The organism is Aurantiacibacter xanthus, assembly GCF_003584015.1.
GTDB classification, from domain to species: Bacteria; Pseudomonadota; Alphaproteobacteria; order Sphingomonadales; family Sphingomonadaceae; genus Alteraurantiacibacter; species Alteraurantiacibacter xanthus.
The window spans coordinates 1-25,176 of sequence record NZ_QXFM01000135.1; the positions used below are offsets into that span (position 1 = coordinate 1).

Consider the following 25,176-nt stretch of genomic DNA (forward strand, 5'->3'; position numbering starts at 1 on the left):
TGTGCCTGGCGAAAGGTCAGCCAGCGCTGCACGCCATAGCCACGCTCCATGACAGCCGCCCAAAGGATCAGGATATTGATCCCTGAATAGCGGCGCCCGGTCACGCCATTTTCTGGCAGGGCACATCCACAGGCGCTCGCCTCCCAAGGCTGCACCCAGGGCAGCCGCCCCGCTTCAAGTTCTGCAATCACACGGTCGGTCACCTCAGAATAGAGGCTCTGTCGTACATTCCCGCTGTTCCGCTTCATGTCCTCACTCCTTCCTCAAACACCACACCGGCCCCGGAAGGGGGGTGGGCGGCGAGGAGCGGACCGGCAGTCCCGCTTGAGCGGCGGGGTGCACCCGAAGGCCCGAAACAGGGTGGAGGACCCGCCAAAGGCGGGTTGCGGCACGTCGCGACGGGACTAGAGGGGAGCGTCGCCTACCCCCCTCCCGCGGCCGAAAAACCAAACGCCAGCGCGGCCGCGCTGACCGCATATGATCGCGTTAGCTGATCGTCACCGCGTCAGCGGCCGAGACCCGAAAGGGGCTCGGTGGAGCGCAAGCGGAATAGAGCACGGTCGCGCCAGATGGCGCGAAACGCCACTTCCACACTGGCTGCTTCGCGCCCTAATTTCGGCCGTTCAGCCAAGGCTCGGCTGATCCCGAAACCGGCCGTTCGTCTCACTAATAGTACGGACGAGCAGGCCACGCTCAGTTGCTTCTGCAAAGCAGCGCATTTCTACCCGGAAGCCTTGAGCTGGCGGGCCGCAGGGTCATCGCTGAAGGTGATAACGATATGGTCATCGTCGAACTCGGGGCCGCCCGGTTCGAGACGCAGATCGGCGATTGTCTCGCCGCGATCGAGATGGGCTTTGACGACATTGCCAGCGGAGGAGTCGAAGATCCGCTTCGCCTGCTCCGGCGTGATCCGGCCGGCGAGTAGATCGAGGAACGCGCGGGCGGAGAATTTGATCTCCGACTTGTCGCCTTTCCGCCAAGAGATGTTGGTGCTCAAATATCTTCCCTTTGCAGTAGGTGCGAAGACAGATTGCTCGTGCAGCTGTCTACTTTGATACCCTTCGCGCTGAGGTGGGGGCAGTGTCGCGGCGAGACGCTCGAACCCGGCGGGATCGATTTTGACGTCTGGGCGGCAGCGTAGTCCGATCTTCCATTCGATTGTATCGCGGTAGCCGGTCAGGCCTGAGCTTCCGCGGTTCGGCGTGACAATCGCGACGACATCAATGCCAGGGTCAGCCTTACCGCTGAGGTAATGACCGACGATCTGACTGCCATAGTAGACGCGGCCCGTAGAGTCGGATTGATCGAACCGGCGCAGCGCGGTGCTACCGACGTCCGCTAAGATCACGCACCGGATGCCCTTGAAATGGGCATTGCGGAGTTGCTTCGCCTTTGCCTCCAGCGCGCGGAAGAAGTAGTTATCCGAGATATGCCGAATTTCGGGCGGCATCGAGGTTGTGAAATTGTAGCGGCTCTGCACGCGGTCATGCCATGTTAGCACGACTTTCAGCAGGCCCTCTACCAGTTGGAGCTTGTCGCCGTCCTTTCGGTCCTGACCCTTGATCCAGTGGCAAAGCTTTGCCCGCATGGCATTGGATACGACCAGATCGCGCGGGACGCATACGCGTCGGATCGAAACCACCGTTTCCTCGTAAAAATAGTAGGAGAGGTGCCGCCCGGCGCCGCGCCGAAGTTTGCCGGCTTCTTGGGAAAGCTTGCGCGATGCATTGCGCATACCCTCATCGGCGGGCAGCACCGCGTCGGACAGGGCAGTAATCTCGATGATGGTTTCCCGTCCGGGGAGAAGATCGTCGGAGAATAGGTCGGGTAGGCGCTTTTCACTATACCATTCCGGTTCGATCTCGACCGGTCCGAGTTTGGCGATCGCCCATGTGAGGCCGAGTTCCATTTCTGCAGGCAAGGCCTGTTCGATTTCTTTGCTCTCCATGCGCCGGATCAAACCGCGAGATTGCTCCTCGTCCATCAGCGGGCCGAGTTCGTCGAGCATCGTCTGGAGGCGGCGGCGGGCGAAGATGGCCATGCGGTTTCGGATTTCGCCATAGCAGTGCGCAGGATGCAAGTCAGTTGGCTCGAACGACCGCTTTGTCGACAATGCCACTGAAAAGCTGCTTGGCAGAAAGCGGCCCACTTTCTGCCGCTAGCTGGTGCCACGAATCGCGAGATGCTCCGGAGCGAGCGACACCAGATCACAAGGCTAATCTTGTCCGGGCGAGCGCGCACGCATCCTCCAAAAGATATTTGGCGAATACTTGACAGATTGGATGCCGCTTCACCTAAACCATTGAAAAGGAAGGTGACCATACGGGAATTGAACCCGTGTTTTCACCGTGAGAGGGCGCCATCGACGTCTCCTACCACCGATGCCTGACGTTCTGCGGCTGCCGACCCAAGTCGCGCAGGCCATGAATATGCAGAGGGCAAATCAATCGAGAGGTCTATGTGGAATTCGCGTTCAACGCAGCTATCGGCGTGTTTCCCGCACCAGGTTTGAGTCCGCAACAGTTCAAATTTTCTTGGGGGCCCTGCCGGGGGCCTTTGGGAAAATCACATCAGGAATATAACGTAAAATCAATCTGTTAAACCATTGCTTGGGGTCCTGTAAGCGCACCATGGCTTTCAGCAAACAAACGGAAAGCTTTCTGTCGAAGTTGCTTTCGGCTGGTAGAGCGCTTGGGTTCTGGTGGGCTAGGCAACTGCCCCCTTCCCCTGTCATCGCCGTTTCAGCGAACGCTTCGGCCATTCAGGCGGCAATCGACCAGTTGAGTATCGTGCCCGATCAACGCTACAGGCCAGTATGGATTTTGACCCCGCTACCTTCCTTCGCGACCATTGGCAGAAGACCCCGACCTTGATCCGCAACCCCTGGCCGGGTTGGGTCAATCCGTTGACGCCGGACGAGCTTGCCGGACTGGCGTGCGAAGAGGGCGTCGAATCGCGGCTCGTGCGCCGGACGGCGCCCGGATCATGGGATCTGACCGACGGCCCTCTGTCGAGCGCACACTTCGCACAGGTGGGCGCGGTGCCCTGGACGCTGCTTGTGCAGGCCGTCGATCATCATGTCCCCGACGTTGCCGCATTGCTGGAACCGTTCCGCTTCATTCCGGGCTGGCGGATCGACGATGTGATGGTGAGCTACGCAAGCGATGGCGGCGGAGTGGGACCGCATTTCGATCAGTACGACGTCTTTCTGGTGCAGGGACTCGGGCGCAGGCGCTGGCAGGTGGGCGCGCGCTGCGATGAGCGCACCCCGCTCCTTCCCCATGACAGCTTGCGGTTGCTGGCGGATTTTCAGCCGTCTGAGGAATGGGTGCTGGAGCCTGGTGACATACTGTACCTGCCCCCCGGTTTCGCCCACGACGGGATTGCAGTGGGCGAGGATTGCATGACCTATTCGATCGGCTTTCGCGCACCCTCGCGTGCCGAGCTGGTTACGGGCTGGGCCGATCATATCATCGACACGCTCGATGACGACGACCGCTATTGCGATCCAGAACTCGAGCCCGCCGTCAATCCGGGCGAGATCGCACAAGAAGCACTCGACAAACTGCACCATATGGTGACCGAAGCGCTGGCAAACCGGGAAAGCTTCGCTCGCTGGGCGGGCGCTCTCGTCACCGCGCCCAAGCACGATCTTATCGACTGGGCCCCGGAGGATGCGGTCACCCCGCAGGAGATTGAGGACGAACTGGTTGCAGGCGGGCTGCTGGAACGCAATCCGGCGAGCCGCTTCGGGTTCATTCGCTCAGGGCTGGAAGGGCTTACGCTCTTCGTCGATGGCGAGGCGTATGATTGCAATGGCGCGGTCGCGCTCTTTGCCGAGCAATTGTGCGATCACGCGTCGCTGAGCATCGACACAGCATGGGCCGGATCTCCCCAAATCGTGGGCCTGATATGCGAACTTGCCAATGGCGGGAGCGTCGCGATCACGTCCGAAGACTGACCGCGCCCTATAACCACACACTCTCTGTCAGGCGGCGCGCCACACGCCGGGTGACAGCCCGTCCAGTGTCCAGTCGCCGACCGCCCAGCGTACCAGTCGCAAGGTCGGATGTCCGACCGCCGCCGTCATGCGGCGGACTTGCCGGTTGCGACCTTCCTGTATGGAGAGGCGCAGCCAGCTGTCGGGTATGGATTTGCGTACCCGGATCGGCGGGTCGCGCGGCCAGAGCATGGGATCGGCAATTCGCTCCACCGTCGCCGGCAAGGTCTGCCCGTCCTTCAACCGAACGCCCTGCCGCAACAGGTGAAGCGCCTCATCCATCGGTTCACCCTCGACCTGCACCAGATAGGTCTTCCTGAGCTTGTAGCGCGGGCTGGCGATGCGTGCCTGCAGGCGGCCATCGTTGGTGAGGACCATCAGACCTTCGCTGTCGAAGTCCAGCCGCCCTGCCGGATAATAGCCTGGCGCATCGACGAAGTCCGCCAGCGTGGGGCGCGGTTCGCCCTGCCGCTCGTCGGTGAACTGGGAGAGCACGCCGTAAGGCTTGTTCAGCAGGATTACGCCAGCCATGTGCGCTTCTCTCGACCTCCTCGATCCTGGGCACCGCGCCCTATTTGACCATTGCGCCAATGTCGACCTCGGGCGATGGCTGGATCTACATCCCCCCACGATGCACTCGATGCCGCCGCCAGGGCCGGCCCCCTGCTGGTTCTCGTTTCCAGTTGCCCCGACCGCTCACGCTAACCACACGGTGCGGGATTATCGCTCGCCAGTATCGCCGGGAAAGCGCAGGCCTTGCGTGCGCTAGGCAGCGACCATGCGTGGCGAGACTTCCTGCCGGACAATTGCCGCACCAGCGCTGAGGGCCGCCAGCTTGCCGCGCGACACATCGCGTGAGAGCGGTGCCATGCCGCAGTTGGTCGAGGGATAAAGCTTGTCCGCATCGACAAAGTCCAGCACCCGCCTCAGGGTAGCGGCCACCTCTTCCGGCGTTTCAATGGCAGTCGTCGCCACGTCGATCGCTCCGACCATCACCTTCTTGCCGCGCAGAAGTTCGATCAGGTCGAGCGGCACCTTCGAATTGTGGCATTCCAGCGAAACCAGATCGAGGCTCGATGCCTGAAGGCTGGGAAAGGTCCGCTCATACTGCCGCCATTGCGAGCCGAGCGTTTTCTTCCACTCGGTGTTCGCCTCAATCCCGTAGCCGTAGCAGATATGGACCGCCGTATCGCAGCGCAGGCCTTCTGCTGCCTTTTCCAGCGCAGCGATGCCCCAGTCGTTCACCTCGTCGAAGAACACGTTGAAAGCCGGTTCGTCGAACTGGACGATGTCCACCCCTGCGGCTTCAAGCGCCCGCGCTTCCTCGTTGAGGATACCGGCAAATTCCCAGGCGAGTTTTTCCCGGCTGCGATAGTGCGCGTCATACAGCGTATCGACCATCGTCATCGGTCCCGGCAGCGCCCATTTGATCGGCTTGTCGGTGTGCGCACGCAGAAACCTCGCATCGTCGACGAACACCGGCTTCTCACGGAACACCGGGCCTACCACGGTGGGTACGCTCGCATCATAGCGATCACGGATCTTCACCGTCTCGCGCCGGGTAAAGTCGACCCCGGCGAGATGCTCGATGAAGGTGGTGACGAAGTGCTGGCGGGTTTGCTCGCCGTCACTGACGATATCGATCCCTGCCCGGTCCTGCTCGGACAGGGTTACGAGGAGGGCATCCTGACGGCCCGCCGTCAGTTCGTCGCCTTCCAGCTTCCACGGCGACCAGAGTTTTTCCGGCGCCGCCAGCCAGGAGGGCTTGGGCAGGCTCCCGACGGTCGATGTTGGCAGCAGTGTGTTCATGGGCATTGACCTTGCATGAGGTGTGGCAGTTCAGGCGGCCTGGCGCGCGGACCAGTCGTGGAGGATGGCGTGATAGGGCTCGATGAAGTGCGTCTGCGCGAACTTGCCCTGTGCGACGGCCAACTGGCTGCGTTCCTCGCGATCGTAGGCGATCCGGGTCAGCGAGTGGTCCGGGTTCTCCAGACTGGGTCGGAAAGTCTCGCCCGCGGCGGAGTTGGCGTTGTAGATCTCGGGCCGATAGATTTTCTGGAACGTCTCCATCGTGGCGATGGTGCCGATGAGCTCCAGATTGCTGTAATCATTGAGCAGATCGCCCGAGAAATAGAACGCCAGCGGCGCCGCACTGTTCGCGGGCATGAAATAGCGCACCTGCAGCCCCATCTTGCGGAAGTACTGCTCGGTGAGCGAATTGGCGCTCTTACAGTATTCGAAGCCCAGCACCGGGTGGCAATTGGCGGTGCGCCGATAGGTGCTGTTGTGCGAAACGCTCAGGCAGATGACCGGCGGCTTGGCGAAATTCTCCCGGTAGGTCGCCGAGGATACGAAGCTCTTGAACAGGTTGCCGTGCAGGTCGCCGAAGTCCTCGGGAACGCTGTAGCTGTCGCGGCCCTTGTTGTGCTCGGGCAGAACCACGCTGAAATCGTAGTCACGCACATAGGATGAGAAGTTGTTGCCGACGATGCCTGCGATCCGCGCCCCGGTCGTGCGGTCGAGGATCGCCGCCTGCAGCATCTCGATCGCCGGGAACGCCTTGCCCGATGCGTTGATGTCGAGGTCGATCGAGATGATATCGAGTTCGATACCGTAGCGGTCGCCAGCGGGATTATCCCACGGGATAAGCGCGTTGAGCCGGCTGTCGATCATCTGCAATGCGTTGCGAAGGTTCTGTTGCCGGCAGTTCCCTCGGGCAAGATTGGCGAAATTGGTGGTGAGCCGGGAACTTTCAGCCGGCGCGTAATCCTCGTCGAAACGCGTGCGTGTGATCGTGAAGGTGAAGGCATGGGGCATGGCAGTCTGGTCTCCAGCTTCCCGAGCCGAGGCACGGGACAGATCCTTTTCAGGCAGGCATGGTCTGTCGGTGCTCGATCTGCATCGACAGGGGCGGCGAGACCGGCCCTATGCCAAAGACCTTACATGAGAAAAAATGATCATTTCTCAGGATATCATGACGACATGTCATGATTTGCTGTCGGCGTGGGACAATAGCTTACAGCCGGACGCTCTTCGCCAGCTCGATGAACTCCTCCATGTAGCTGGCGGCGGGGCCCGAGCGATGGCCAAGATGGATGGACTTGGCGATGCCCTGCCCCAGCCGCACCCCCGTCACCCCCTTGGCCGTGCGCAACAACCAGTCGGGCGTCGCACTGACAGCGCGGCCCGATGCCACGAGTTTCAGCATCAGATCGGTGGTCTCGACCGTGCGATGGCGGCCGGGCAGGACATGAGCCGGAACCAGAAAGCCGGTGTAGATATCCAGCCTCTCGCGCGGGACGGGATAGGTGATCAGCACCTCACCAGCCAGATCTTCAGGCGCGATATGCGGTCTTTGCGCCAGAGGATGCCTGTCGGACACCGCCAGAACCAGCTCGTAGTCGAACACGGGCGTATAGGCGATGCCTGACTGCTCCACCGGGTCCGGGGTCACGAGAATATCGATTTCGTGGTTCTGTAGTGCCGCCAGCCCGCCGAACTGAAAGGCGGTCGTCACATCGAGATCGACATCGGGCCATTGCGCCAGAAACGGGTCCACCACCCGCATCAGCCATTCCTGGCAGGGATGACATTCCATCCCGACCCGGATCGCCCCCCGTCGCCCGCGCGCATAGTCCGCGATCACATTTGCACCATGCTCAAGTTGCGGCAGTACGCGCAGTGCAAGCGCAAGCAGATATTGTCCCGCCGGTGTCAGACGCAGCTTGTGCCCCTCGCGCTCCCACAGTTTGACCTGGTGACGATCTTCGAACCGGCGGATCGCATGGCTGACCGCAGACTGGGTCAGGTTAAGCCGGTCGGCAGCGCGGCTCAGGCTGCCCATGCGATCGATCTCGCGGAGGATCGCCAGGGGTTGAATGTCGATCATCGGGCATGAATCCTTGTCATGATATGACGCCTTCCTTCAAACTCCCTTCATAGCAGGGCTTGGCGCAAAAAGGTGGCGCAATTGCGCAAGGGCCAGGTCAGAACACTCACCATGACACCCTGTTCTTCACGCCTGATGTGATCCTCGTTCTCCGGCGGCTTGTGGCCAGAGGGCTTTCCATCGCGCACCGACATGCATAGGGATCGTGAGTGATCGCCACGCGAGGTTTGCCAATGATACGGTGCGGTTCACGGATGCTGCTCGGGATTGCAGCCATGCTGGCACCCGCAGGGGCATCGGCGCAGTCCGGGATAACCTATGACGCCGCGCGGATAGCGGCGCAATCCAGCGATCCTTCCACGCAGGCAGCCGATCTCTCGCTGTCCGCCGCCGAAGACAATGCGGCGGCGCTCGACAATCTCTATCGCCCCACCGTCACCGCAGCAGCGAGCGTCATCGCCTACCAGAAGACCCTGAGCGTCGACCTGTCGGGGGCCAAGGCCGACGTCATGCAGCAGACCGGACAGTTTCTGGCCGGGCTGCCGGGCCAGTTCCCTCCCGAATTCTCGGCTCTGGTGTCGGCGGTCGCGGGGCGGATCGAAAGTGCCTTGCCTGGGCTCATCGGCCAGCTGCCCGATCAACTGGACTATACCGCGCGCGATACCATCGTGCGCCCGACGCTGAGCGCAGTGATGCCGCTCTATACCGGCGGTGCGCTGGAGGCGGTCTCGGATGCGGCGCGTGGCGGAGTGACCATTGCGCAAGGCCGCAGGCAGATCACCGCAGCTGCGCAGGAAGTATCGCTGGTACAGCGCTACTTCGGGCTGCAACTGGCCCGCAATCTGCGCGCTTCCGCCGAGGAACGCCTTGCCGCCAGCGAGCGCCACCTGTCGAGCGCGCAGGCGATGGAAAGCGCCGGCATTCTCCCCCACAGCGCAGTGCTCGATGTCACCGTGCTGCGCGATGCCGCTCAGCGCAGCCACGACCGCGCGGTGAGGGAGGAGTCCCTCGCAGTCCTCTCGCTCGAACGCATGCTTGGCCGTTCTGTCGATGCCCTGGCAACGCCGCTGTTCGTCAACACCGGCCCGCTGCCTCCCCTCGCCCGGTTCCAGAACGCCGCCGAAGCCAATGGCACCGGGCAGACGAGCCTCGCCAGAGGTCAGCAGGAAGTGGCGCAGGCCGGGGAACGGCTCGCCCGCGCGGCCCGGCGCCCGCGCGCCTTTGCCTTCGGCGCCTACAGCGTCGATCCGACAACCAACCTGCCGACCGAGCCCGACTGGGTCGTCGGCGCTACGGTCAGCTACACGCTGATCTCGCCGGTCGACCGCGGGAGACTGGCCGACGCGGCACGGACCCGCAGCGCTGCGGCAGCCGCCGATCAGCGTGCCGCGGCAGACCGCGTCGCCGGAGAGATAGAACGCGCCCACGCGATGGCGGACAGCGCGCGCCGGTCCTTCCTCTCCATGGACTCCAGCGTGGCGGCGGCGCAGGAAAATCTGCGTCTTCAGGAAATCGCCTTTCATGAGGGCGTTGGCACGGTGGACCGGCTGATGGCGGCACAGGCAGCGCTGGCCTCGGCCGAAAGCGAGCGCGCCGCCGCTGCCTACGAATACGATGTCTCGCTTGCCGCCTTGCTGGCCGCCAGCGGAGCGCCGCAAGACATGAGCGATTATGCGCGTCGGGAAGACAGGGTGACCGTCGATGGCAAATGAAGCTGATCTCGCAACCGACCATCCGCCCCGAGGCGGCGCGCGCTCGCCCTCGCATCGTCTGGCCTTGACCGGATTGGCACTTGCCGTGGGGCTCGCCGCTGCCGGCTTGTGGTACGCATCGCGCCCAGCCCCGGCCCCCTTGCAGGGCGTGGTGGAAGCGGAGGAAGCCAGCGTCGCGACCAAGGCCTTCGCACGGGTGGTTTCGCTCGCTGCCGACGAGGGCGACGAGGTTCGGCAGGGGCAGATTCTCGGCGAGCTGTCCAGCCCCGCACTCGATCTGCTGGTCAACCAAAGCGAGGCAGGCCTGACCACGGCCGATGCTCTCAATGCGCTCGCCGATAACGGCGCGCGACCGGAAGATATCGCCAGCCTGCGCGAAGTTTCGGTCGCCGCCGACGCAGCCGCCGGTCTTGCAACGGTGACCGCACAGCGCATGGAGCGCCTCTATGCGCAGGGCGTGATCTCCGCCCAGCGCCGCGACGAGGCCACCGCAGGCCGCACTGCGGCTGTCGCCAATGCCGCTGCGGCGCGGGCGCAATACCAGCGCGCCCTGGCCGGACGGCGCGAAGAGACCAGGACAATCACCGCTGCTCAGGACAAGGCCGCGGCCGAGCGTCTTGAGGCAGCGCGCGAGGCGGAGGCGGAAAAGCAATTGATCGCGCCCATGTCAGGGACGGTCGAGCGACGGCTGGCGGCTCCCGGCGAGGTGGTCGGTCCGGGTGTGCCGATATTCCGCATCATCGACACTGCGCACCCCTATGTGACCCTGCGCGTCGGCGAAAGCCGCCTGCAAGGCCTGCGCAAGGGCGCAAGGCTGGCAGGCCGGGTGCCGGCGCTCGGCGAGCGTGAACTGGAATTCGTCGTCACCTCGATCTCGGCCAGCGCGGACTACACGAGCGAACAGGCAACCCGGCAAGGCGGCGACTACGATGCGCGCAGCTTCGCACTCAAGCTGGCCCCCGTGCAGAACGATGGCGGCCTGCTGCCGGGCATGAGCGTGCTGTTCGACTGGCCGCAGTGATTGGCGGGAGCGATTGGCCGCAGTGAACACCTTTCGCGCCGCGTTTTTCCGTGAACTGACGCTGATCCGCTCGTCGCGCCCGCTGCTAGCGGCGGTGACGATCCTGCCCGCGCTGTCGCTGCTGCTGATTGCTGCGATGCTGTCGCGAGGCGCGCTTGGCGACCTCCCGATCGCCATCGTCGATGCCAGCCACAGCCCGGCCAGCCGCAGCCTCGCCAGCGATATCGTTGCGCAAGGCGGACTGGTTATCGCGGCGGCCCCTGCCACCGAAAGCGAAGCGGATGCCCTACTGCGATCCGGCGATATCTGGGCCTACGCGGTCATTCCTGAAACGTTGGGCGACACGGCGCTGGGCGCAGACCCGGTCCGCATTGACGTCAATGCGACCTATCTGTCGGTCGGTTCGATCGTCGAACGAAAGATGCGCCGCGCCGTTCTGGGTGCCTTTGCACAAGAGGTGCAGGATCAGGTGTCGCGCAGCGGTCTCGCTGTGGATGGCGATGATCTGCCCGGCATCCAGGTCAATCTCCTTTTCAACCCCCAGTCGAGCCTCGAATTCTATCTCGAAGCGTTGATCCAGCCGGCGATACTGCAGCTCATGGCAGCCTGTGTGGGTGTGTTCGTGGTCGTTTCCGAAATGCGCGAGGGTTCGCTCGCTCGGTGGGTGGCAGAGACCGGAGGCGGGATCGCGGCATGGGCGGGCAAGTTCCTGCCCTATCTGGCGATCCTGAGTTGGTGGGGAGCCATGTGGATGATCTGGCTGGTCGGCTTTCGCGAGTGGCGCATGGAGGGCTCGCTGCTGTTCGCCATGTTGGCGCAGGCAACCCTGATCGCCGCCAGCCTCACCCTGTCGGGGGCGATTGCCGCGCTGACCCGGCAAAGCGGCATCGCGTTCTCCGCCAGCGCGCTCTACGCGGGTTCGGCGCTGGCCTATTCGGGCGGCTCCCTGCCGATTGAAGGCTCCGCAGCGCCCGTGGTGTGGTGGAGCGAGGCGCTGCCCTTCACGCACTACCTGCGCATCCAGATGGATCAGTTCCTCGGCTCGCCAATCGGCGTTGATCTGGCCGACCTGGCGCTGCTGCTCGCCTATTTCGCCGCTGGCCTCGGCCTGTGCCTGTTCGCCACGAGGGACGCGGCGTGACGATCCGCGAGGCCTTTTTCGGCACCTTGCGCGAAGTGGTGCGCCAGCGCGACGTTGCTTCGCTGGTCGTGCTGGCCGTGCTGCTTTACGGCATCTATTACCCCGCACCCTATGCTCATCAGCGCGCCCGCGAAGTGCCGATGGCCGTCGTTGACCTCGAAGACAGCGCGCTTACCCGCAGGCTGGTGGCCACCCTCGACGCCAGCGACGGCGCTGCGGTGGTTGCGCAGCCCGACAGCCTTGCGCAGGGGCAGCAGTTGCTGAAGGCGCGCAAGGTCGAGGCGGTGCTGCTGATCCCGCGCGGGGTGACACGGGCGGCCCTGCGCGGCGAAGGCCCCCGGATCGCGCTGTGGATCGACGGCGTCTATCTGGTGCGCGCCAAAAGCATCGGGGCCGCGCTCCAAAGCGCTCTTGCCGGCATCTTCGCCGATCTTTCCGGCCCCTATCTCGGTGGGCACGGTGTCGCTGCCCCGCTGATCGTCACGCAGAGGTTCAACCCCGGCGGCGGCTATGCAAACTACATCTTCCCGGCGGTCACGCCGGTCATCCTCCAGCAAACGCTGCTGTTCGGAACGGCCGTGCTGCTGGCTTTCCGGCGCAGGAGCGGGCGGGCAGCGCTTGCCGACGCCCGCGATCTTGCCGGAACATGGGCCGCGCTGACGACACTCTCGGTGCTGGCGGCGCTGTTCTATTTCGGCTGGTTCTTCGCCTTCCAGAGTCTGCCGCAGCAGGCCGATGTTGCCCTGCGCGTCGCGATAGCGCTGGCAATGGGCGGCGCCACGGCGGCTTTCGCCCTGGCGGTGGGATCACTGTTCAGGCGCAGCGAAACCGCGCTGCTGATCCTTATGCCCACGACCCTGACAGCGTTCTTCCTCTCCGGCGCGACATGGCCGCGCGCAGCAATGCCGGACTGGGTGGCCTTTATCGGCGCGCTGCTGCCCGCCACCCACGGAGCCCGCGCCTTGCTCCTCGCCGACCAGATGGGCGCGCCCACGGCGGTGGTGCTGCCGGTGCTGGGCCAACTGCTCTTGCTGGGGGCCGCCTATCTCATTGTTGCTCTCGTAATCGGCCGACGAGCATAGGTACCAGCTGCTCGCCTGCACCTCGCCGCCTGGATAGGCTTGTTGGCACTGCCAAGCCGGCGGCGGTGGCCGAGAACAAGGTCATGATCGAAGCGCAGCAGCGCGGGATCGATTGCCCTAATCCTGTGAAAAATCGAACGGCACCCCGCTGTCGCGAAAGCGGCTCGGGGTGAGTTCGCGGCCGATCGGAGGGGCCGAACGGGCAATGCAGCGCGGCCGGTGGCACAACCGGCAGGCAACGCCGATGGGGGTCGGCTCGGCTCCCTTGAGGGCCTGCGCATAGACCAGAGCATCGAGGTGCTCGGCCGAGCAGGCGAGCGCCACCGAGCGCAGCACGCTGCGCGCGCCAAAGCCGCCACCCCCGGCGCGGACCGTGCGCGCGATGGAGACATAGCGCTGGCCATCGGGCAGGTCGATCAGCTGGGCATCGACATTGCCCGGCGTGGCGAAGACCTCGTGGATATTCCACAAGGGGCACCCCCCGCCATGGCGGGCGAGGGGAAAGCCCGCCCCGTCGAGCCGCTTCGACACGTTGCCCGCCCGGTCGACCCGCAGGAAGAAGAAGGGCACCCCCTCCTCTCCGGGGCGCTGCAAGGTGGTGAGACGATGCGCGGCCTGTTCGAAGCTGACCGAAAACCGCGCCGCCAGCGCCTCGACATCGTAGCGCAGCTCCGCCGCAGCCTTGCGAAAGGCGCGATAGGGCATGAGCAGCGCGGCAGCCCAATAGGATTGCAACGCCCGGCGCGCCAGGCGCGCGCCATCCTCATCGGCAAACCGCCCTTCCGCAATCAGCTTGTCGATAGCCGGGCCGTGGCCCATGATCGCAATCTGCAAGGCCGCCTGAAAACGCCTGCCGGTGCTGTCGAGCCGTTCCGAGATATGCACCCGGCGGCGATGGTAATCGTACCAGCGCACGCTCCCCAGCAGCAGCCCGTCATCCGCCAGACACAGCTCCAGCCCGTAGACTTCGGCCATATGATCCTTCATCGAGTCGAAACTCGTGAGCCTGCGCGAGGCCTCTGCGGCGCTGTCATCGAGACTGGGGAAACAGTTGCGGCGCGCTGCCAGAAAAGCGCGGGCCTCGGCCACCGGATCGGCTACGGCAATGTCCGCGCGCACCGGCCCTTCCTCGCGCCGTGACGCGAGCGCCAGTTGCTCTTCCCCGAAGGCCGTGTGCAGCCGCAACAGGGCTTCGGCCATGCCGGGATAGCTGGTGGCGATATCCTCGATATCGAGCGGTTCGATGGCAATGTCCGAAAACAACGGATCGCGCAGGGCCGAATGCAGGCGCGCCGAAGTCTCGTCGGCGTCCTTGTCCGCAAGGTCGGCCACGTCGATCCGGTAGGTGGTCGCCAGTTTGAGCAGCATTTCGGCGGTCACCGGGCGCTGGTTGCGCTCCATCAGCGCGATGTAGCTCGCCGAGATATCGAGATCGGCGGCCATATTCGACTGCGTAAGGCCAAGCTCGCGGCGCAGCTTCTTGAGCCGGGGGCCAAGATAAAGGGTCTTTCCCGCCATGCGCGCCTTCCCTGTGCAGTGCAGCAATTTACAACATTACATACAAATCTTGTAAAGTTTGACAACCTTACACCGAGGCGCGCGACGGCCCCACTTTCGGATGACACAAGGAGGCACGCCAATCACCCGAAGGATCTCGTTTCCATGAGCTATTTTGAAGAAATCCACCGCCAGTCGAGCATCAAGCACCGTCTCGGCGATGACTGGCAGGGCATCGACCCGGAGTTCGCCGCGCGCCTGCGCGTGCAGAACCGCTTTCAGTCCGGGCTCGACATCGCTCGCCACACCGCCCGCATCATGCGCGCCGACATGGCGGCCTACGATCTCGATCCGGCCAACTACACGCAGTCGCTGGGCTGCTGGCACGGGTTCATCGGTCAGCAGAAGATGATCTCGATCAAGAAGCACTTCGGCACCACCAAGGGCCGCTACCTCTACCTTTCGGGCTGGATGATCGCCGCGCTGCGCAGCGAGTTCGGCCCCCTGCCCGACCAGTCGATGCACGAGAAGACCAGCGTCCCGGCGCTGATCGAGGAGCTGTACACCTTCCTGCGCCAAGCCGATGCGCGTGAACTGGGCGGCCTGTTCCGCGATCTCGACAAGGCCCGCAAGGCTGGCGACGAAGCTGCCGCCGCGCGTGCGCAGCAGGCCATCGACGCCCATGAAACGCACATCGTGCCGATCATTGCCGATATCGACGCCGGGTTCGGCAATGCCGAGGCGACCTATCTGCTGGCCAAGAAAATGATCGAGGCCGGAGCCTGCGCCATCCAGATCGAAAATCAGGTGTCCGACGAAAAGCAATGCGGCCATCAGGACGGCAAGGTCACCGTTCCGCACGAGGACTTCCTGCAGAAGATCCGCGCGGTCCGCTATGCCTTCCTCGAACTGGGCATTCCTGAAGGCGTGATCGTCGCCCGCACCGACTCGCTCGGCGCAGGCCTCACCAAGCAGATCGCCTTCAGCCGCGAGCCGGGCGACCTTGGCGACCAGTACAACAGCTTCCTCGATTGCGAGACCGTGGAAGGTGCTGGCCAGCCGGGCGACGTGTTGATCAACCGCGACGGCCTGCTGATGCGTCCGAAGCGCCTGCCCTCGAACCTCTACCAGTTCCGCCCCGGAACCGGCGAGGACCGCTGCGTGCTCGACTGCATCACCTCGCTGCAGAACGGCGCCGACCTGCTGTGGATCGAGACGGAGAAGCCGCATATCGAACAGATCGCCGGCATGGTCGACCGCATCCGCGAGGTCTGCCCGAACGCCAAGCTGGTCTACAACAACTCGCCCAGCTTCAACTGGACGCTGAACTTCCGCCAGCAGGTGTTCGACGCCTGGGAAGCGGAGGGCAAGGACCTGTCGCAATACGAGCGGGAGCGGTTGATGAGCGTGGACTACGACGACAGCGCGCTCGCGATCGAGGCGGACGAGAAGATCCGCACCTTCCAGCGCGATGCTGCTGCGCGGGCGGGAATCTTCCACCACCTGATCACCCTGCCGACCTACCACACGGCAGCGCTCAGCACGGACAATCTCGCCAAGCGTTACTTCGGCGAGGAAGGGATGCTCGGCTACGTCAAGCAGGTGCAGCGCGAGGAAATCCGCCAGGGCATTGCCTGTGTGAAGCATCAGAACATGGCCGGCTCCGACATCGGGGACGACCACAAGGAGGCCTTTGCCGGAGAAGCGGCGCTGAAGGCAGGCGGTGCACACAACACCATGAACCAGTTTGCGGCCTGACGCCGCGATTCACGAAGCGAAGGAGAAGTTAAGATGGCACACCCAACAATGGCTCGCCCGGTCTTCTCGACCGAAGACTTTGGTCTGATCCGCAACGCGCTGGCGATCGCCATCCGCAACAGCGAGGACACCGCCGAGAACCGCAAGCTGGCGAACCTCCACCACCGGCTGGGACGCTTCGGCCGATGACACCCGCAGTTGCACCCACATTGGAACGAGGGGCAACCACCGGACCGCGCGACAGCTTCGTCTGTCGCGCGGGACTGGCCGTCGATCCGGTTCTTGCCCGCTTCATCGAGACCGAAGCGCTGCCCGGAACGAGCATCGATTCCGACAGCTTCTGGGCCAGCCTCGCGCGCCTCGCAGATGCGTTCACGCCCCGGAACCGGGCCCTGCTCGAACGGCGCGAAGACCTGCAAACCGCGATTGACAACTGGCACCGGCAGAACCCCCAGAGCGGAACCGGAGTGCCCCCGCGCCTGCTGCGCGAAATGGGCTATCTGGCGCCGGAGCCGGCCCCCTTCACCATCGGCACGCAGGGCCTCGACCGCGAGATCACCGCGCTGGCGGGGCCGCAACTCGTCGTGCCCGCGCTTAACGCCCGCTTCGTGCTCAACGCGGTCAACGCGCGCTGGGGCAGCCTCTATGATGCGCTTTACGGCACCGACGCTGTCGACGGCTCGCTGCCATCAGCGGGTGGCTATGATCCCGGTCGCGGCGCCGAGGTCATCGCCTGGGGCAAGGCCTTTCTCGACGCGTGCGTTCCGCTGGCGAACGGCAGCTGGTCGGACTGGACTGGCAGTGCGCCGCAACTGGCCGACGACGAGCAGTTCGCGGGCACGGCAGGAGACAACATTCTGCTCCGCAACAATGGCCTGCTGATCGAACTGGTGATCGACCGCGCGCACCCCATCGGCGCCAGCGACCCCGGCGGCATTGCCGATATTCGCCTCGAATCCGCGCTGTCCACCATCATCGACCTCGAAGACTCGGTCGCGGCGGTTGATGGTGAGGACAAGGTTGCCGGATACCGCAACTGGCTCGGCGCCCTGCGCGGAGACCTCACGGCCAGTTTCACCAAGGGCAATCGCACAGTGGAGCGCAGGGCCGAGCCCGACCGCACCTATCGCGATCCTCACGGGGAAGAGCGCGCGTTGCGCACCCGCAGCCTGTTGCTGGTCCGCAATGTCGGCCACCTGATGACCACGCCCGCCGTGCGGCTTGCCGATGGCTCGGAGATGTTCGAGGGAGTGCTCGATGCCGCCGTCACCGCGCTCGCCGGGCTGCACGACCTCAAGGGGCTCGGGCCGCTGCGCAACAGCGAGAGCGGCGCGATCTACATCGTGAAGCCGAAAATGCACGGCCCCGAAGAATGCGCTTTCGCCAACGACCTGTTCGACGCGGTCGAAGACATGCTCGGGCTCGCTCGCCACACGCTCAAGATCGGCGTAATGGACGAGGAACGGCGCACCAGCGCCAACCTTGCCGCGTGTATTCATGCCGTGAAGGACCGGGTGTTCTTCATCAACACCGGCTTCCTCGACCGTACGGGCGACGAGATCCACACCTCGATGCTGGCAGGGCCAATGCTGCGCAAGGCAGACATCAAGCAGGCCGAGTGGATCGCCGCCTATGAGGATCGCAATGTCCAGATCGGCCTTGCCTGCGGCTTTGCCGGGCGGGCGCAGATCAGCAAGGGGATGTGGGCCGCGCCCGATGCCATGCACGCGATGCTGGCCGACAAGATCGCGCACCCCATGAGCGGGGCGAGCACGGCCTGGGTTCCGTCCCCCACTGCGGCCACGCTGCACGCCACGCATTACCATCGCTGCAACGTTGCCGAGCGCCAGCAGGAACGCCGCGCTGAACCGGTGGTGCCGTGCGAGAAGTTGCTCACCGTGCCATTGGCGGAAGACCCCAGGTGGTCGCCGGAGGAGGTTCAGGCCGAGCTCGACAACAACGTGCAGGGCATTCTCGGCTATATGGTGCGCTGGATCGATGCCGGGATCGGGTGCTCCAAGGTGCCCGACATCAACGACATCGGGCTGATGGAGGATCGGGCCACGCTGCGCATTTCCAGCCAGCATATTGCCAACTGGCTTCTCCACGGCGTGGTTGACCGCTCCATGGTCGACGAGGCGCTGCAACGCATGGCGGCCAGGGTGGATGCCCAGAATGCCGGCAGCGCGGACTATGTCCCGATGGTGCGGGATGGGCCGCGCTCCATCGCCCTCACCGCAGCCAGCGACCTGATTTTCACAGGCACGTGCCAGCCTTCGGGCTACACCGAGCCGGTTCTGCATCAGGCGCGCGCGCAAGCGAAAAGACCGGAGCAGGACCGTCAGTTCGGCGCCACCGGTTCACCCCGAATGGCGACGGCCTTTGAGCAAAACCTGCCCTTTGGCTAGCAGGCCAATCGCAGAGGTCCGGCAGATGGCCGCTGTGCGCTGCCTGAGCGGCAAAGGCGCGCCCGCCGCCGGACCTTGCATGGCAATCGGGCGGCCCGCCGCCTAGCGCACGGCGTAGTATTCGAACTGCGTCTCGTTGCCCTGCCGCTCGGCCGTGCCTACGAAGATCGTACGCCCGAGCCACGCATGCTTGCCCGCCGGCACCTCGAAACGCGGCGTGATGCGCAGATAGGTATCCTCCGGTGCCACCGGCTCGCCCGCTTCGATCTTGCGCAGCGTTTCCGGCGACGAATAGGCGATGCCCCGGTTGTGGACATAGATCGGCGTGCCATCATCGGTTTCGAGCATGTAGTGGGCCTCGAAATCGATCAGCCCGCTCGCCCACATCATCGGCCAGTCGCCGCCCGAGTTCGGAACCACGATGCCGTTCAGCTGCGGTCCGTAGACATCACCCCCCGCAACCGAGACAAAGCCTCGGGTAAACTGCGAAAAGGCGGGCTGGAAGCGCGTGCGCGGCCCCTCGGGGAAGCGCAGGCGTACGCTGAAGGCATGTTCAAGTGAAGGTGTGGCGGCCAATTTGGAAATTCCCATCTTTCAAGTTGCAGTCTCAGGTGCCGGAGCAGGCCGGGTCAGCCGAACGGCGTGCCCGTGCCCACCATGCCGGGCTTGCGATCCTGAATGGCAATACCGGAATTGAAGGCGGTGTCGGTCCACATCTTCACCGAAAGCACCTTGATGCGCCATCCCGCGGCGGTGCGGGTATAGCGGCAATGCCAGGTGCCGATCCGGAAGCTCGGGCCGCTGGGCCAGTAAGTCCGGTGGAACTCGTGCCGCAGCACCGCGCAATAGGCGTTGACGATCACATCGTCGCCATCGGGTTCGAGCCGTGGCGAACCGAAATGGTGTTGTAGCCCGTAGGCATTGGTGGGGCGGGCCTCCATATTGGCCAGAATCGCCGCGCGCACCGCATCGCGCCCGGTGTGGTAGCCGGGCTTGCCGTCCTTGGTCGGATGCTCAAGCGCGCCATCCTCGGCATAGCAATCGAGGTACTCCTCGATATCGCCGCTATCCCAGGCCCAGGCATAGCGGTTCACCTCATCGAGGATTTGCAGCCGGTCGATGATGGCAACTCCGTTGATCCTGGTGGTTTCCAGTTCGCGCATTTTCGCTTCCCTTTCAGCTGTTCGCATTCAATTCCGACGGCCTCTCCGGCCGCCGCCGCCCTTTCTGGCGGAGGCCGACCACAGCCATCGGGAGACCATGATTCCTCTTCCTCATAACCAAGCCAGATTAAGAAAGTAAGTACTTTATTACCCGCTATCAAAGTGGCATGACCGCCTCAGCCGACAAGGCGATTGCCAGCACAATCCGCGAGGGAATGACGGTGGCTGGCCGCCTGCCTGGATTGCAGAAAGGAGAGCACAGGTGGACATAGGAATTCGAGGCCGGAAGGCGCTTATCAATGGGGGCAGTGCGGGCATGGGCCGCAGCGCGGCGCTCGCTCTGGCGCGCGAAGGGGCAGACATCTTCGTGACCGCGCGCACCGAGGATCGGCTTGTTGCCGCCTGCGAGGAAATCGCCCGCGAGACCGGCGCGAGCGTGACGCCGGTCTGCGCCGATCACAGCAGCGACGAAGGCCGCCAGCGCATTCTCGCCGCCTGCCCCGATCCCGATATTCTGGTGGGCACCTGCGCGCCCCCGCCGATGACGCCAGACTATCGCGACGTGACCGACGAGCAATGGCGCTCGGCGATCGACATTTCGCTGCTGTCGCCGATCCGCTTCATGCGCGAGGTGCTCGATGGAATGGTCGAGCGCAAGTGGGGGCGGATCGTCAACATCGCCACGGTCGCCGCCAAGTATCCGGCCGAAATCCGCCTGCTTTCGGGCAGCACGCGGGCGGCGCTCGCCAACTACACGGTGGCGATTTCCAAGGTGGTGGCGAAGCACAATGTCGTCATCAACAACCTGCTGCCCGGCATGCACCACTCCGCCTTCGTGGAGAAACAGTTTGGCGAACGCGCGGTAGCGGCGGGCAAGACCTACGACGAGGTGGTGCAAGAGTTCGCGCAGGACTGGCGCATCGCGGCCGAACGCTTCGGCGATTGCGACGATGTCGGCGCCTTCGTCGCAATGTTCTGCAGCGAGCAGGCCAACTACATCACGGGGCAAAGCCTGGTGATCGACGGCGGCGCAACAACCTCGGTCTTCTGAGGCAGACGAAACGACAAGAGCCGCAGCTGCCCACCTGAAGGCAGCTGCGGCTCTTCACCAAGAAAGGCCGTCATCGGCGCGAACACCGATGACGGCCTGAGTGCCTGACCTAGAAGGCCTTGGCCAGCGAGAAGCTGACCACCCGCCCCAGCGCGCTCGCCGAGGAGGGATCGTAGCCCAGCCCGGCATCGACGAAGGGCTGATCGCGGTCGAACAGGTTGCGGATATTCACGCCCAGCCTCACCCCGTCGGCAACACTGCCCGTGCCGTCACCGAAGCTGTAGCTGAGGTCGACGTCGACGGTCAGATAGCTCGATACGTCGCGCACCAGATTGCTGGTCATGTTCTGGTAGGCCCCGAGATAGTTGACCGTTGTGCGGGTCGCGATCGGGCCGCGATCCCAGCCGAACATGGCCCGCGCGCGGAAATCGTTGGGATAGCCGTAGGTACCCAGCCGGTCGATCAGCTGGCCCGAGCCGGTCGAGTTCCTGTAGCTGAAGAACACGGTCGCATTGGCCGCGAGGCTGAAGTCGTTCTGCCCCGCCGCGAAGCTGTAGCCCAGTTCGAAGTCCATGCCGTTGGCCAGCGTGTTGCCGAGATTGGCCTTGCGGGCATCGATAATGCCATCGAGCTGGGCAAAGTTGATCGAGCCGGGATCATAATACTGTGTGCCGCTCAGCCAGGTGACGGCATCCTGCCAGTTCGCGCTGCCGTCGTTGAAGGTGAGGATGTCGGCAAAGTTCTGCGGCTCGGCCAGAACCTGCGGCAGGATCGTGTAAACGTCGAGCACCTGCGCTTCGTATTTCACGTCGAAATAGGTCGCGCTGAGCCGGAGTGCGGGCACGTCGGTCGGGGTGATGTCGATTCCGGCGGACCAGGTGGTCGCGGTTTCCGGCTGGAGATCGGGGTTGCCCGCCGCCAGCACGGCAAAGGTGCGCGGCACCGGGTTGCCCGGCACATTGAGCGACTGGGTGCGAATGCCCGCCCCGCTCGAATTCGCGTTCACTTCGGCAAGGCCCGGCGCGCGGAACGAGGTGCCATAGCTGCCGCGCAGAACCACCCCGTCCATCGGGCTGTAGTTGAGGCCGATCTTCGGATTGGTGGTCGAGCCGAAGTCGCTGTAGTCCTCATGCCGCACCGCCGCGACCAGATCGAGGCGCGCCAGCCCCGGACTGGCGTTGTCGTCCCCGACAATCGGAATGAACACCTCGGTGAAGATGGCCTTCACGTCGCGATCGATATCTGTCGGCAGGCTGATCGGCGCGGTGACGCGGCCGAAGGTGAAGGCGCCGAACTGGCGCTCCTGCCGATACTCGGCCCCCAGCGCCATGCGCACTTCCCCGCCCGGCAGGCTGAACAGCGGGCCATTGGCGTCGAGCGCGACCGACTTCAGGCGGTTCGTGGCCGTGGGGTTGAAGGTATCGACATAGACCGCATCGGCCAGGGCCGGATCGAACGGCGTGGTGCCGAAAGGGTTGATCGCGGTGGCGGGATCGGAATTGGCCAGCAGAGCGGACAGCGCCGAGGCACTCAGCGTGGGATCGCGCTTTTCCTCGTCGTAGCTCTCGCCATAGGATCCCGCGAGGGTCACTTCCCAGGCCTTGAGGCTGGCGCGCAGCCCGCCATTGATCAGATAGCTTTTCGACAGCCCCTGCGTGTTCCGCTCACCGCTGGCATCGGCAAAGTTCGTGCTGATCGAAATCGGCGTGGCCGGGGCATTGGTGGGGTAGAACGCGTTGCTGGTCGGCACCACGACGTTGTTGACCGCCGAAAGGGTCCAGGGCCCCGAAAATTCGCGCCGGGTGTAAAAGCCCTGCGCGAACACGCTGAACACCTCGCCAAGGCTCTGCTGCAGGCTGCCGTAGACGCTGACCCGCTCCTGCTGCGGGATCAGGAAGCTCGGCTTGACCAGATCGCAGCGGTTGACCGTGCCCGCCGCAAGGTCATTGAAGTCGAGCACCCCGGTGGCGCTGTCGGGCACGGCATAGGTGACACCGCCGCTGCTGATCGTGGAGCGCTGACAGGCGACCGAGCGCCCGTCCGCGCCGCCCCCATGCCGCCGGTCCGACGAGACGAAATCGCGGTCGGTCCCGAGCAGGGCGTCGTTACGCACATAGTCGGCGGCGATGACGATATTGCCGCTGCCCCACGAGGTGCCGGCAAGGCCGCCGATCTGATACTCGGAATAGGCATCGGCAAAGCCTGCCCGGCCGCTCACCTCAACGCCTTCATAATTCTTGCGCGGAATGAGGTTGATGACACCCGCCACCGCATCCGACCCGTAAATCGCCGAGGCCCCGTCAGCGATCACTTCGATGCGTTGCAGGGCCAGCGAGGGAACGAACGAGGGATCGACGAAATTGCCCTGCGTGCCCGAGACCGGCACGCGCAGGCCATCGAACACCACCAGCGTTGCGGTGGAGCCAAGCCCGCGCAGGTTCGGCCCGGTGGCGCGGGTGATATTGCTGCTCGCCCCCGCCCCGGTCGCGCCTTCGGCATTGATGCTCAGCGAAGTGACCTGTGGCACCTGCCGCAGCACATCCGAAACGGTGGTGGAGCCCGATTTGGCAATGTCGGCGGCCCCCATCTGGATGAGGTTGGACCCGACCGGTGCCACCCCGCGAATACGGCTGCCGGTGACGACGATGACCTCGCCATCCCCGGCCTGTTGCGCGCCTTCGTCCGCGCTTTGCGCGCTGGCCGCGCCCCACGGCAGCAAGGCCGCCGCCACGCCTGCGAGCAATGCGCTGCGGCAGCGGCGCGACATCAATGAACTATAGCTGGCATGTCTCATGGTATTTCCCTCTCACCTGTTGTGTTTTCAAAGCGCCGGCACGCCCCGCCTTCAGCGACCCAGATGCCGGTCCAGAATTTCCATCGTGGGCAGGAACAGCCGCGCTGTTGCGCCGACCTCACCGCCCAGTTGCATCACCTTGTCGGGAGCCTCGTGATAGGTCGGCCAGTGGGGCAGGCCCGGCCCGTTGGGGGTGCCGTTCGCCGCGAAGTTCACCCAGTATGCCATCATCTGGTCAGACAGCCGGCGGTCGGCGGCAGACCAGGGCCAGGCCTTGCTGTCGAGATTGCCCAGCGCGTAGGCAATCTCCGCCCCGTGCCAGGCCCCCGGAGAAGCCGCGTCCGGGCCACCGGGCCGTTCGGATTTCGGGATCGGCGGGTTCTGGATGAAGCGATAGACGTATAGCGGCGCGGTGCCGGTGCGCGCCTGCGCCCGCGCCCAGCTGTACATCGTGTAGTCGCCCAGCGTGATGGTGGAGAGCTGGCGATGGCTGGCGCGCGCCTCGGCATCGCTGGTGGCCGGGTGCAGCCGCAGCAGCGCCTCGGCATCGCGGCCATAGGTCGATTGCAGACGGTCGCGATAGGCGGCCAGCGTCATCGCGGGATCTTCGCCCGCCTCGTCGGCGTTGGAGCCGATCAGCATATCGACATCGTTCTGCGCGCCGTTGCGGTAGATCTCGGCAAGCGTCGCAGGCACGAGCCAGCCGTCGCGATTGGGCTCGAAGCTGCCCGAGGCAGGCCCCGCCGCTCGCACCAGCGTGGCTGCCGGGAGCGAGCGCAGATCGTCCACGCCCTCGGCGCCGACCTTGCGGGCAAAGTTCAGCCCTTCCGCCTCCGCCTGCGCCAGCGGACGCGGGGTGAGCAGGCCGAAGCCCGCCCCCGTCTCGCCGATCAGCCGGTGAAACTTGCCCGTGGCGAGCGGCGAGGCCGAGAGATAGCTGGTCGACATCGACCCCGCCGACTGGCCGAAGATCGTGATCCGCTCAGGATCGCCGCCGAACGAGGCGATGTTCCGCCTGATCCAGTCGAGCGCGGCAATCTGGTCCTGCAAGCCATAGTTGCCCGAGACATGCCGCGGCGATTCTGCCGACAGCCCCGGATGCGCCAGAAAGCCGAGCACGCCCACGCGATAGGCGATGCTGACGAAGACCACGCCCTTCCCGGCCAGCGCCGCCCCGTCATACTGGGGCAGATCGGTGGCCCCGGCGCGATAGCCCCCGCCGTAGATCCAGACCATGACCGGCCGCTTCTCCTCCGCGCTGTCCGCTGCGGTCCAGACATTGAGGTAGAGGCAATCCTCGTTCTCGCGCTCGGGAAGCACGGCGCTGTCGCCCGCCATGGCCCCACCGCCGAGCTGCGGGCAGGCAGGAGCGAAACGGTCGGCCCGCAAGACGCCTTGCCAGCGCTCGACCGGCTGCGGAGGCTGCCATCGCAGTGCATCGACCGGCGGGCGCGCGAAGGGAATGCCCTTGAACTCGACAAGGCCCCCCGCCGCCACGCCAACCACCTCGCCGCCGTCAACCGCCACGGGACGATCGATCCGGGCAATCGCCGGGCTGGCAAATCCGCACAGCATCAGGGCAATCGCGAAGCCCTTTGTCATCCTCTGTTCTCCTCTTCCGCTTGCCTGGAGCAGCCTTCGCAGCGGGTCGACAGCACTC

At 64.6% G+C, this 25,176-nt stretch carries 21 protein-coding genes; 9 read left to right on the plus strand and 12 right to left on the minus strand.

What is annotated here, in order from left to right; genetic code table 11:
* The 3 genes from D2V17_RS16845 to D2V17_RS21040 form a co-directional block, all read right to left on the minus strand.
* Positions 1-248, minus strand: a 248-nt coding sequence (locus D2V17_RS16845) for an ArdC-like ssDNA-binding domain-containing protein (RefSeq protein WP_119594121.1), incomplete at its 3' end; no start/stop codon positions are given.
* A 473-nt stretch (positions 249-721) separates the two neighbouring features.
* Positions 722-2,041, minus strand: coding sequence for a hypothetical protein (locus D2V17_RS16850; protein WP_119594123.1), 1,320 nt, complete (start codon positions 2,039-2,041; stop codon positions 722-724).
* A gap of 483 nt (positions 2,042-2,524) precedes the next feature.
* The gene (locus tag D2V17_RS21040) at positions 2,525-2,761 is read right to left on the minus strand and encodes a hypothetical protein (RefSeq protein WP_147367453.1); all 237 of its coding nucleotides are present in this window, start codon (positions 2,759-2,761) and stop codon (positions 2,525-2,527) included.
* A 54-nt stretch (positions 2,762-2,815) separates the two neighbouring features.
* Here D2V17_RS21040 and D2V17_RS16855 point away from each other — a divergent pair, with 54 nt between their 5' ends.
* On the plus strand, positions 2,816-3,961 hold the full coding sequence (locus tag D2V17_RS16855) for a cupin domain-containing protein (RefSeq protein WP_119594125.1): 1,146 nt from the start codon (positions 2,816-2,818) through the stop codon (positions 3,959-3,961).
* A gap of 27 nt (positions 3,962-3,988) precedes the next feature.
* Here D2V17_RS16855 and D2V17_RS16860 read toward each other — a convergent pair whose 3' ends face one another.
* The 4 genes from D2V17_RS16860 to D2V17_RS16875 form a co-directional block, all read right to left on the minus strand.
* On the minus strand, positions 3,989-4,531 hold the full coding sequence (locus D2V17_RS16860) for a pseudouridine synthase (protein WP_119594127.1): 543 nt from the start codon (positions 4,529-4,531) through the stop codon (positions 3,989-3,991).
* Between the two features lie 234 nt (positions 4,532-4,765).
* Positions 4,766-5,809, minus strand: a complete 1,044-nt coding sequence (locus D2V17_RS16865) for a methionine synthase (RefSeq protein WP_119594242.1) — start codon at positions 5,807-5,809, stop codon at positions 4,766-4,768.
* 30 nt (positions 5,810-5,839) lie between these two features.
* Complete coding sequence (locus tag D2V17_RS16870; protein WP_119594129.1) at positions 5,840-6,817, minus strand: DUF1852 domain-containing protein; 978 nt, start codon at positions 6,815-6,817, stop codon at positions 5,840-5,842.
* A 199-nt stretch (positions 6,818-7,016) separates the two neighbouring features.
* Complete coding sequence (locus D2V17_RS16875) at positions 7,017-7,889, minus strand: LysR family transcriptional regulator (RefSeq protein WP_119594131.1); 873 nt, start codon at positions 7,887-7,889, stop codon at positions 7,017-7,019.
* 275 nt (positions 7,890-8,164) lie between these two features.
* Here D2V17_RS16875 and D2V17_RS16880 point away from each other — a divergent pair, with 275 nt between their 5' ends.
* From D2V17_RS16880 to D2V17_RS16895, 4 genes are read left to right on the plus strand one after another with little or no spacing between them, the layout of a single operon-like run.
* Positions 8,165-9,601 carry a TolC family protein gene (locus D2V17_RS16880; RefSeq protein ID WP_191229251.1) on the plus strand — a complete coding sequence of 479 codons (1,437 nt, stop codon included), beginning with the start codon at positions 8,165-8,167 and terminating at the stop codon, positions 9,599-9,601.
* Positions 9,591-10,622, plus strand: coding sequence for an HlyD family secretion protein (locus D2V17_RS16885; protein ID WP_119594135.1), 1,032 nt, complete (start codon positions 9,591-9,593; stop codon positions 10,620-10,622). Before D2V17_RS16880 ends, D2V17_RS16885 begins: the two co-directional genes overlap by 11 nt.
* Positions 10,623-10,644: 22 nt before the next feature.
* Positions 10,645-11,763, plus strand: coding sequence for an ABC transporter permease (locus D2V17_RS16890; RefSeq protein ID WP_147367455.1), 1,119 nt, complete (start codon positions 10,645-10,647; stop codon positions 11,761-11,763).
* On the plus strand, positions 11,760-12,845 hold the full coding sequence (locus tag D2V17_RS16895) for an ABC transporter permease (RefSeq protein WP_191229252.1): 1,086 nt from the start codon (positions 11,760-11,762) through the stop codon (positions 12,843-12,845). Before D2V17_RS16890 ends, D2V17_RS16895 begins: the two co-directional genes overlap by 4 nt.
* 117 nt (positions 12,846-12,962) lie before the next feature.
* Here D2V17_RS16895 and D2V17_RS16900 read toward each other — a convergent pair whose 3' ends face one another.
* Positions 12,963-14,363, minus strand: a complete 1,401-nt coding sequence (locus tag D2V17_RS16900; RefSeq protein WP_119594141.1) for a helix-turn-helix domain-containing protein — start codon at positions 14,361-14,363, stop codon at positions 12,963-12,965.
* A gap of 144 nt (positions 14,364-14,507) precedes the next feature.
* Here D2V17_RS16900 and D2V17_RS16905 point away from each other — a divergent pair, with 144 nt between their 5' ends.
* From D2V17_RS16905 to D2V17_RS16910, 3 genes are read left to right on the plus strand one after another with little or no spacing between them, the layout of a single operon-like run.
* Positions 14,508-16,100: an isocitrate lyase gene (locus tag D2V17_RS16905; protein ID WP_119594143.1), complete on the plus strand. Its 1,593-nt coding sequence runs from the start codon at positions 14,508-14,510 to the stop codon at positions 16,098-16,100.
* A gap of 33 nt (positions 16,101-16,133) precedes the next feature.
* Positions 16,134-16,289 (plus strand): hypothetical protein, encoded by a 156-nt coding sequence (locus D2V17_RS21445; RefSeq protein WP_191229253.1) that lies wholly within the window; start codon positions 16,134-16,136, stop codon positions 16,287-16,289.
* The gene (locus D2V17_RS16910; protein WP_119594145.1) at positions 16,286-18,508 is read left to right on the plus strand and encodes a malate synthase G; all 2,223 of its coding nucleotides are present in this window, start codon (positions 16,286-16,288) and stop codon (positions 18,506-18,508) included. The genes D2V17_RS21445 and D2V17_RS16910 overlap by 4 nt, the downstream gene beginning before the upstream one ends.
* Before the next feature lie 102 nt (positions 18,509-18,610).
* Here D2V17_RS16910 and D2V17_RS16915 read toward each other — a convergent pair whose 3' ends face one another.
* Positions 18,611-19,084 carry a DUF3237 family protein gene (locus D2V17_RS16915; protein ID WP_191229254.1) on the minus strand — a complete coding sequence of 158 codons (474 nt, stop codon included), beginning with the start codon at positions 19,082-19,084 and terminating at the stop codon, positions 18,611-18,613.
* 53 nt (positions 19,085-19,137) lie between these two features.
* Entirely contained in the window at positions 19,138-19,671 is a 534-nt protein-coding gene (locus D2V17_RS16920; protein WP_191229255.1) for a nuclear transport factor 2 family protein, read from the minus strand.
* 262 nt (positions 19,672-19,933) lie between these two features.
* Between D2V17_RS16920 and D2V17_RS16925 the strand changes: the two genes are divergently transcribed.
* Entirely contained in the window at positions 19,934-20,722 is a 789-nt protein-coding gene (locus D2V17_RS16925) for an SDR family oxidoreductase (RefSeq protein ID WP_119594151.1), read from the plus strand.
* 109 nt (positions 20,723-20,831) lie between these two features.
* On the opposite strand, the gene D2V17_RS16930 is transcribed toward D2V17_RS16925, so the two are convergent.
* Both D2V17_RS16930 and D2V17_RS16935 read right to left on the minus strand, forming a co-directional pair.
* The gene (locus tag D2V17_RS16930) at positions 20,832-23,516 is read right to left on the minus strand and encodes a TonB-dependent receptor plug domain-containing protein (RefSeq protein WP_119594153.1); all 2,685 of its coding nucleotides are present in this window, start codon (positions 23,514-23,516) and stop codon (positions 20,832-20,834) included.
* A 51-nt stretch (positions 23,517-23,567) separates the two neighbouring features.
* Complete coding sequence (locus tag D2V17_RS16935; RefSeq protein WP_191229256.1) at positions 23,568-25,118, minus strand: carboxylesterase/lipase family protein; 1,551 nt, start codon at positions 25,116-25,118, stop codon at positions 23,568-23,570.
* Positions 25,119-25,176 lie beyond the last annotated feature (58 nt).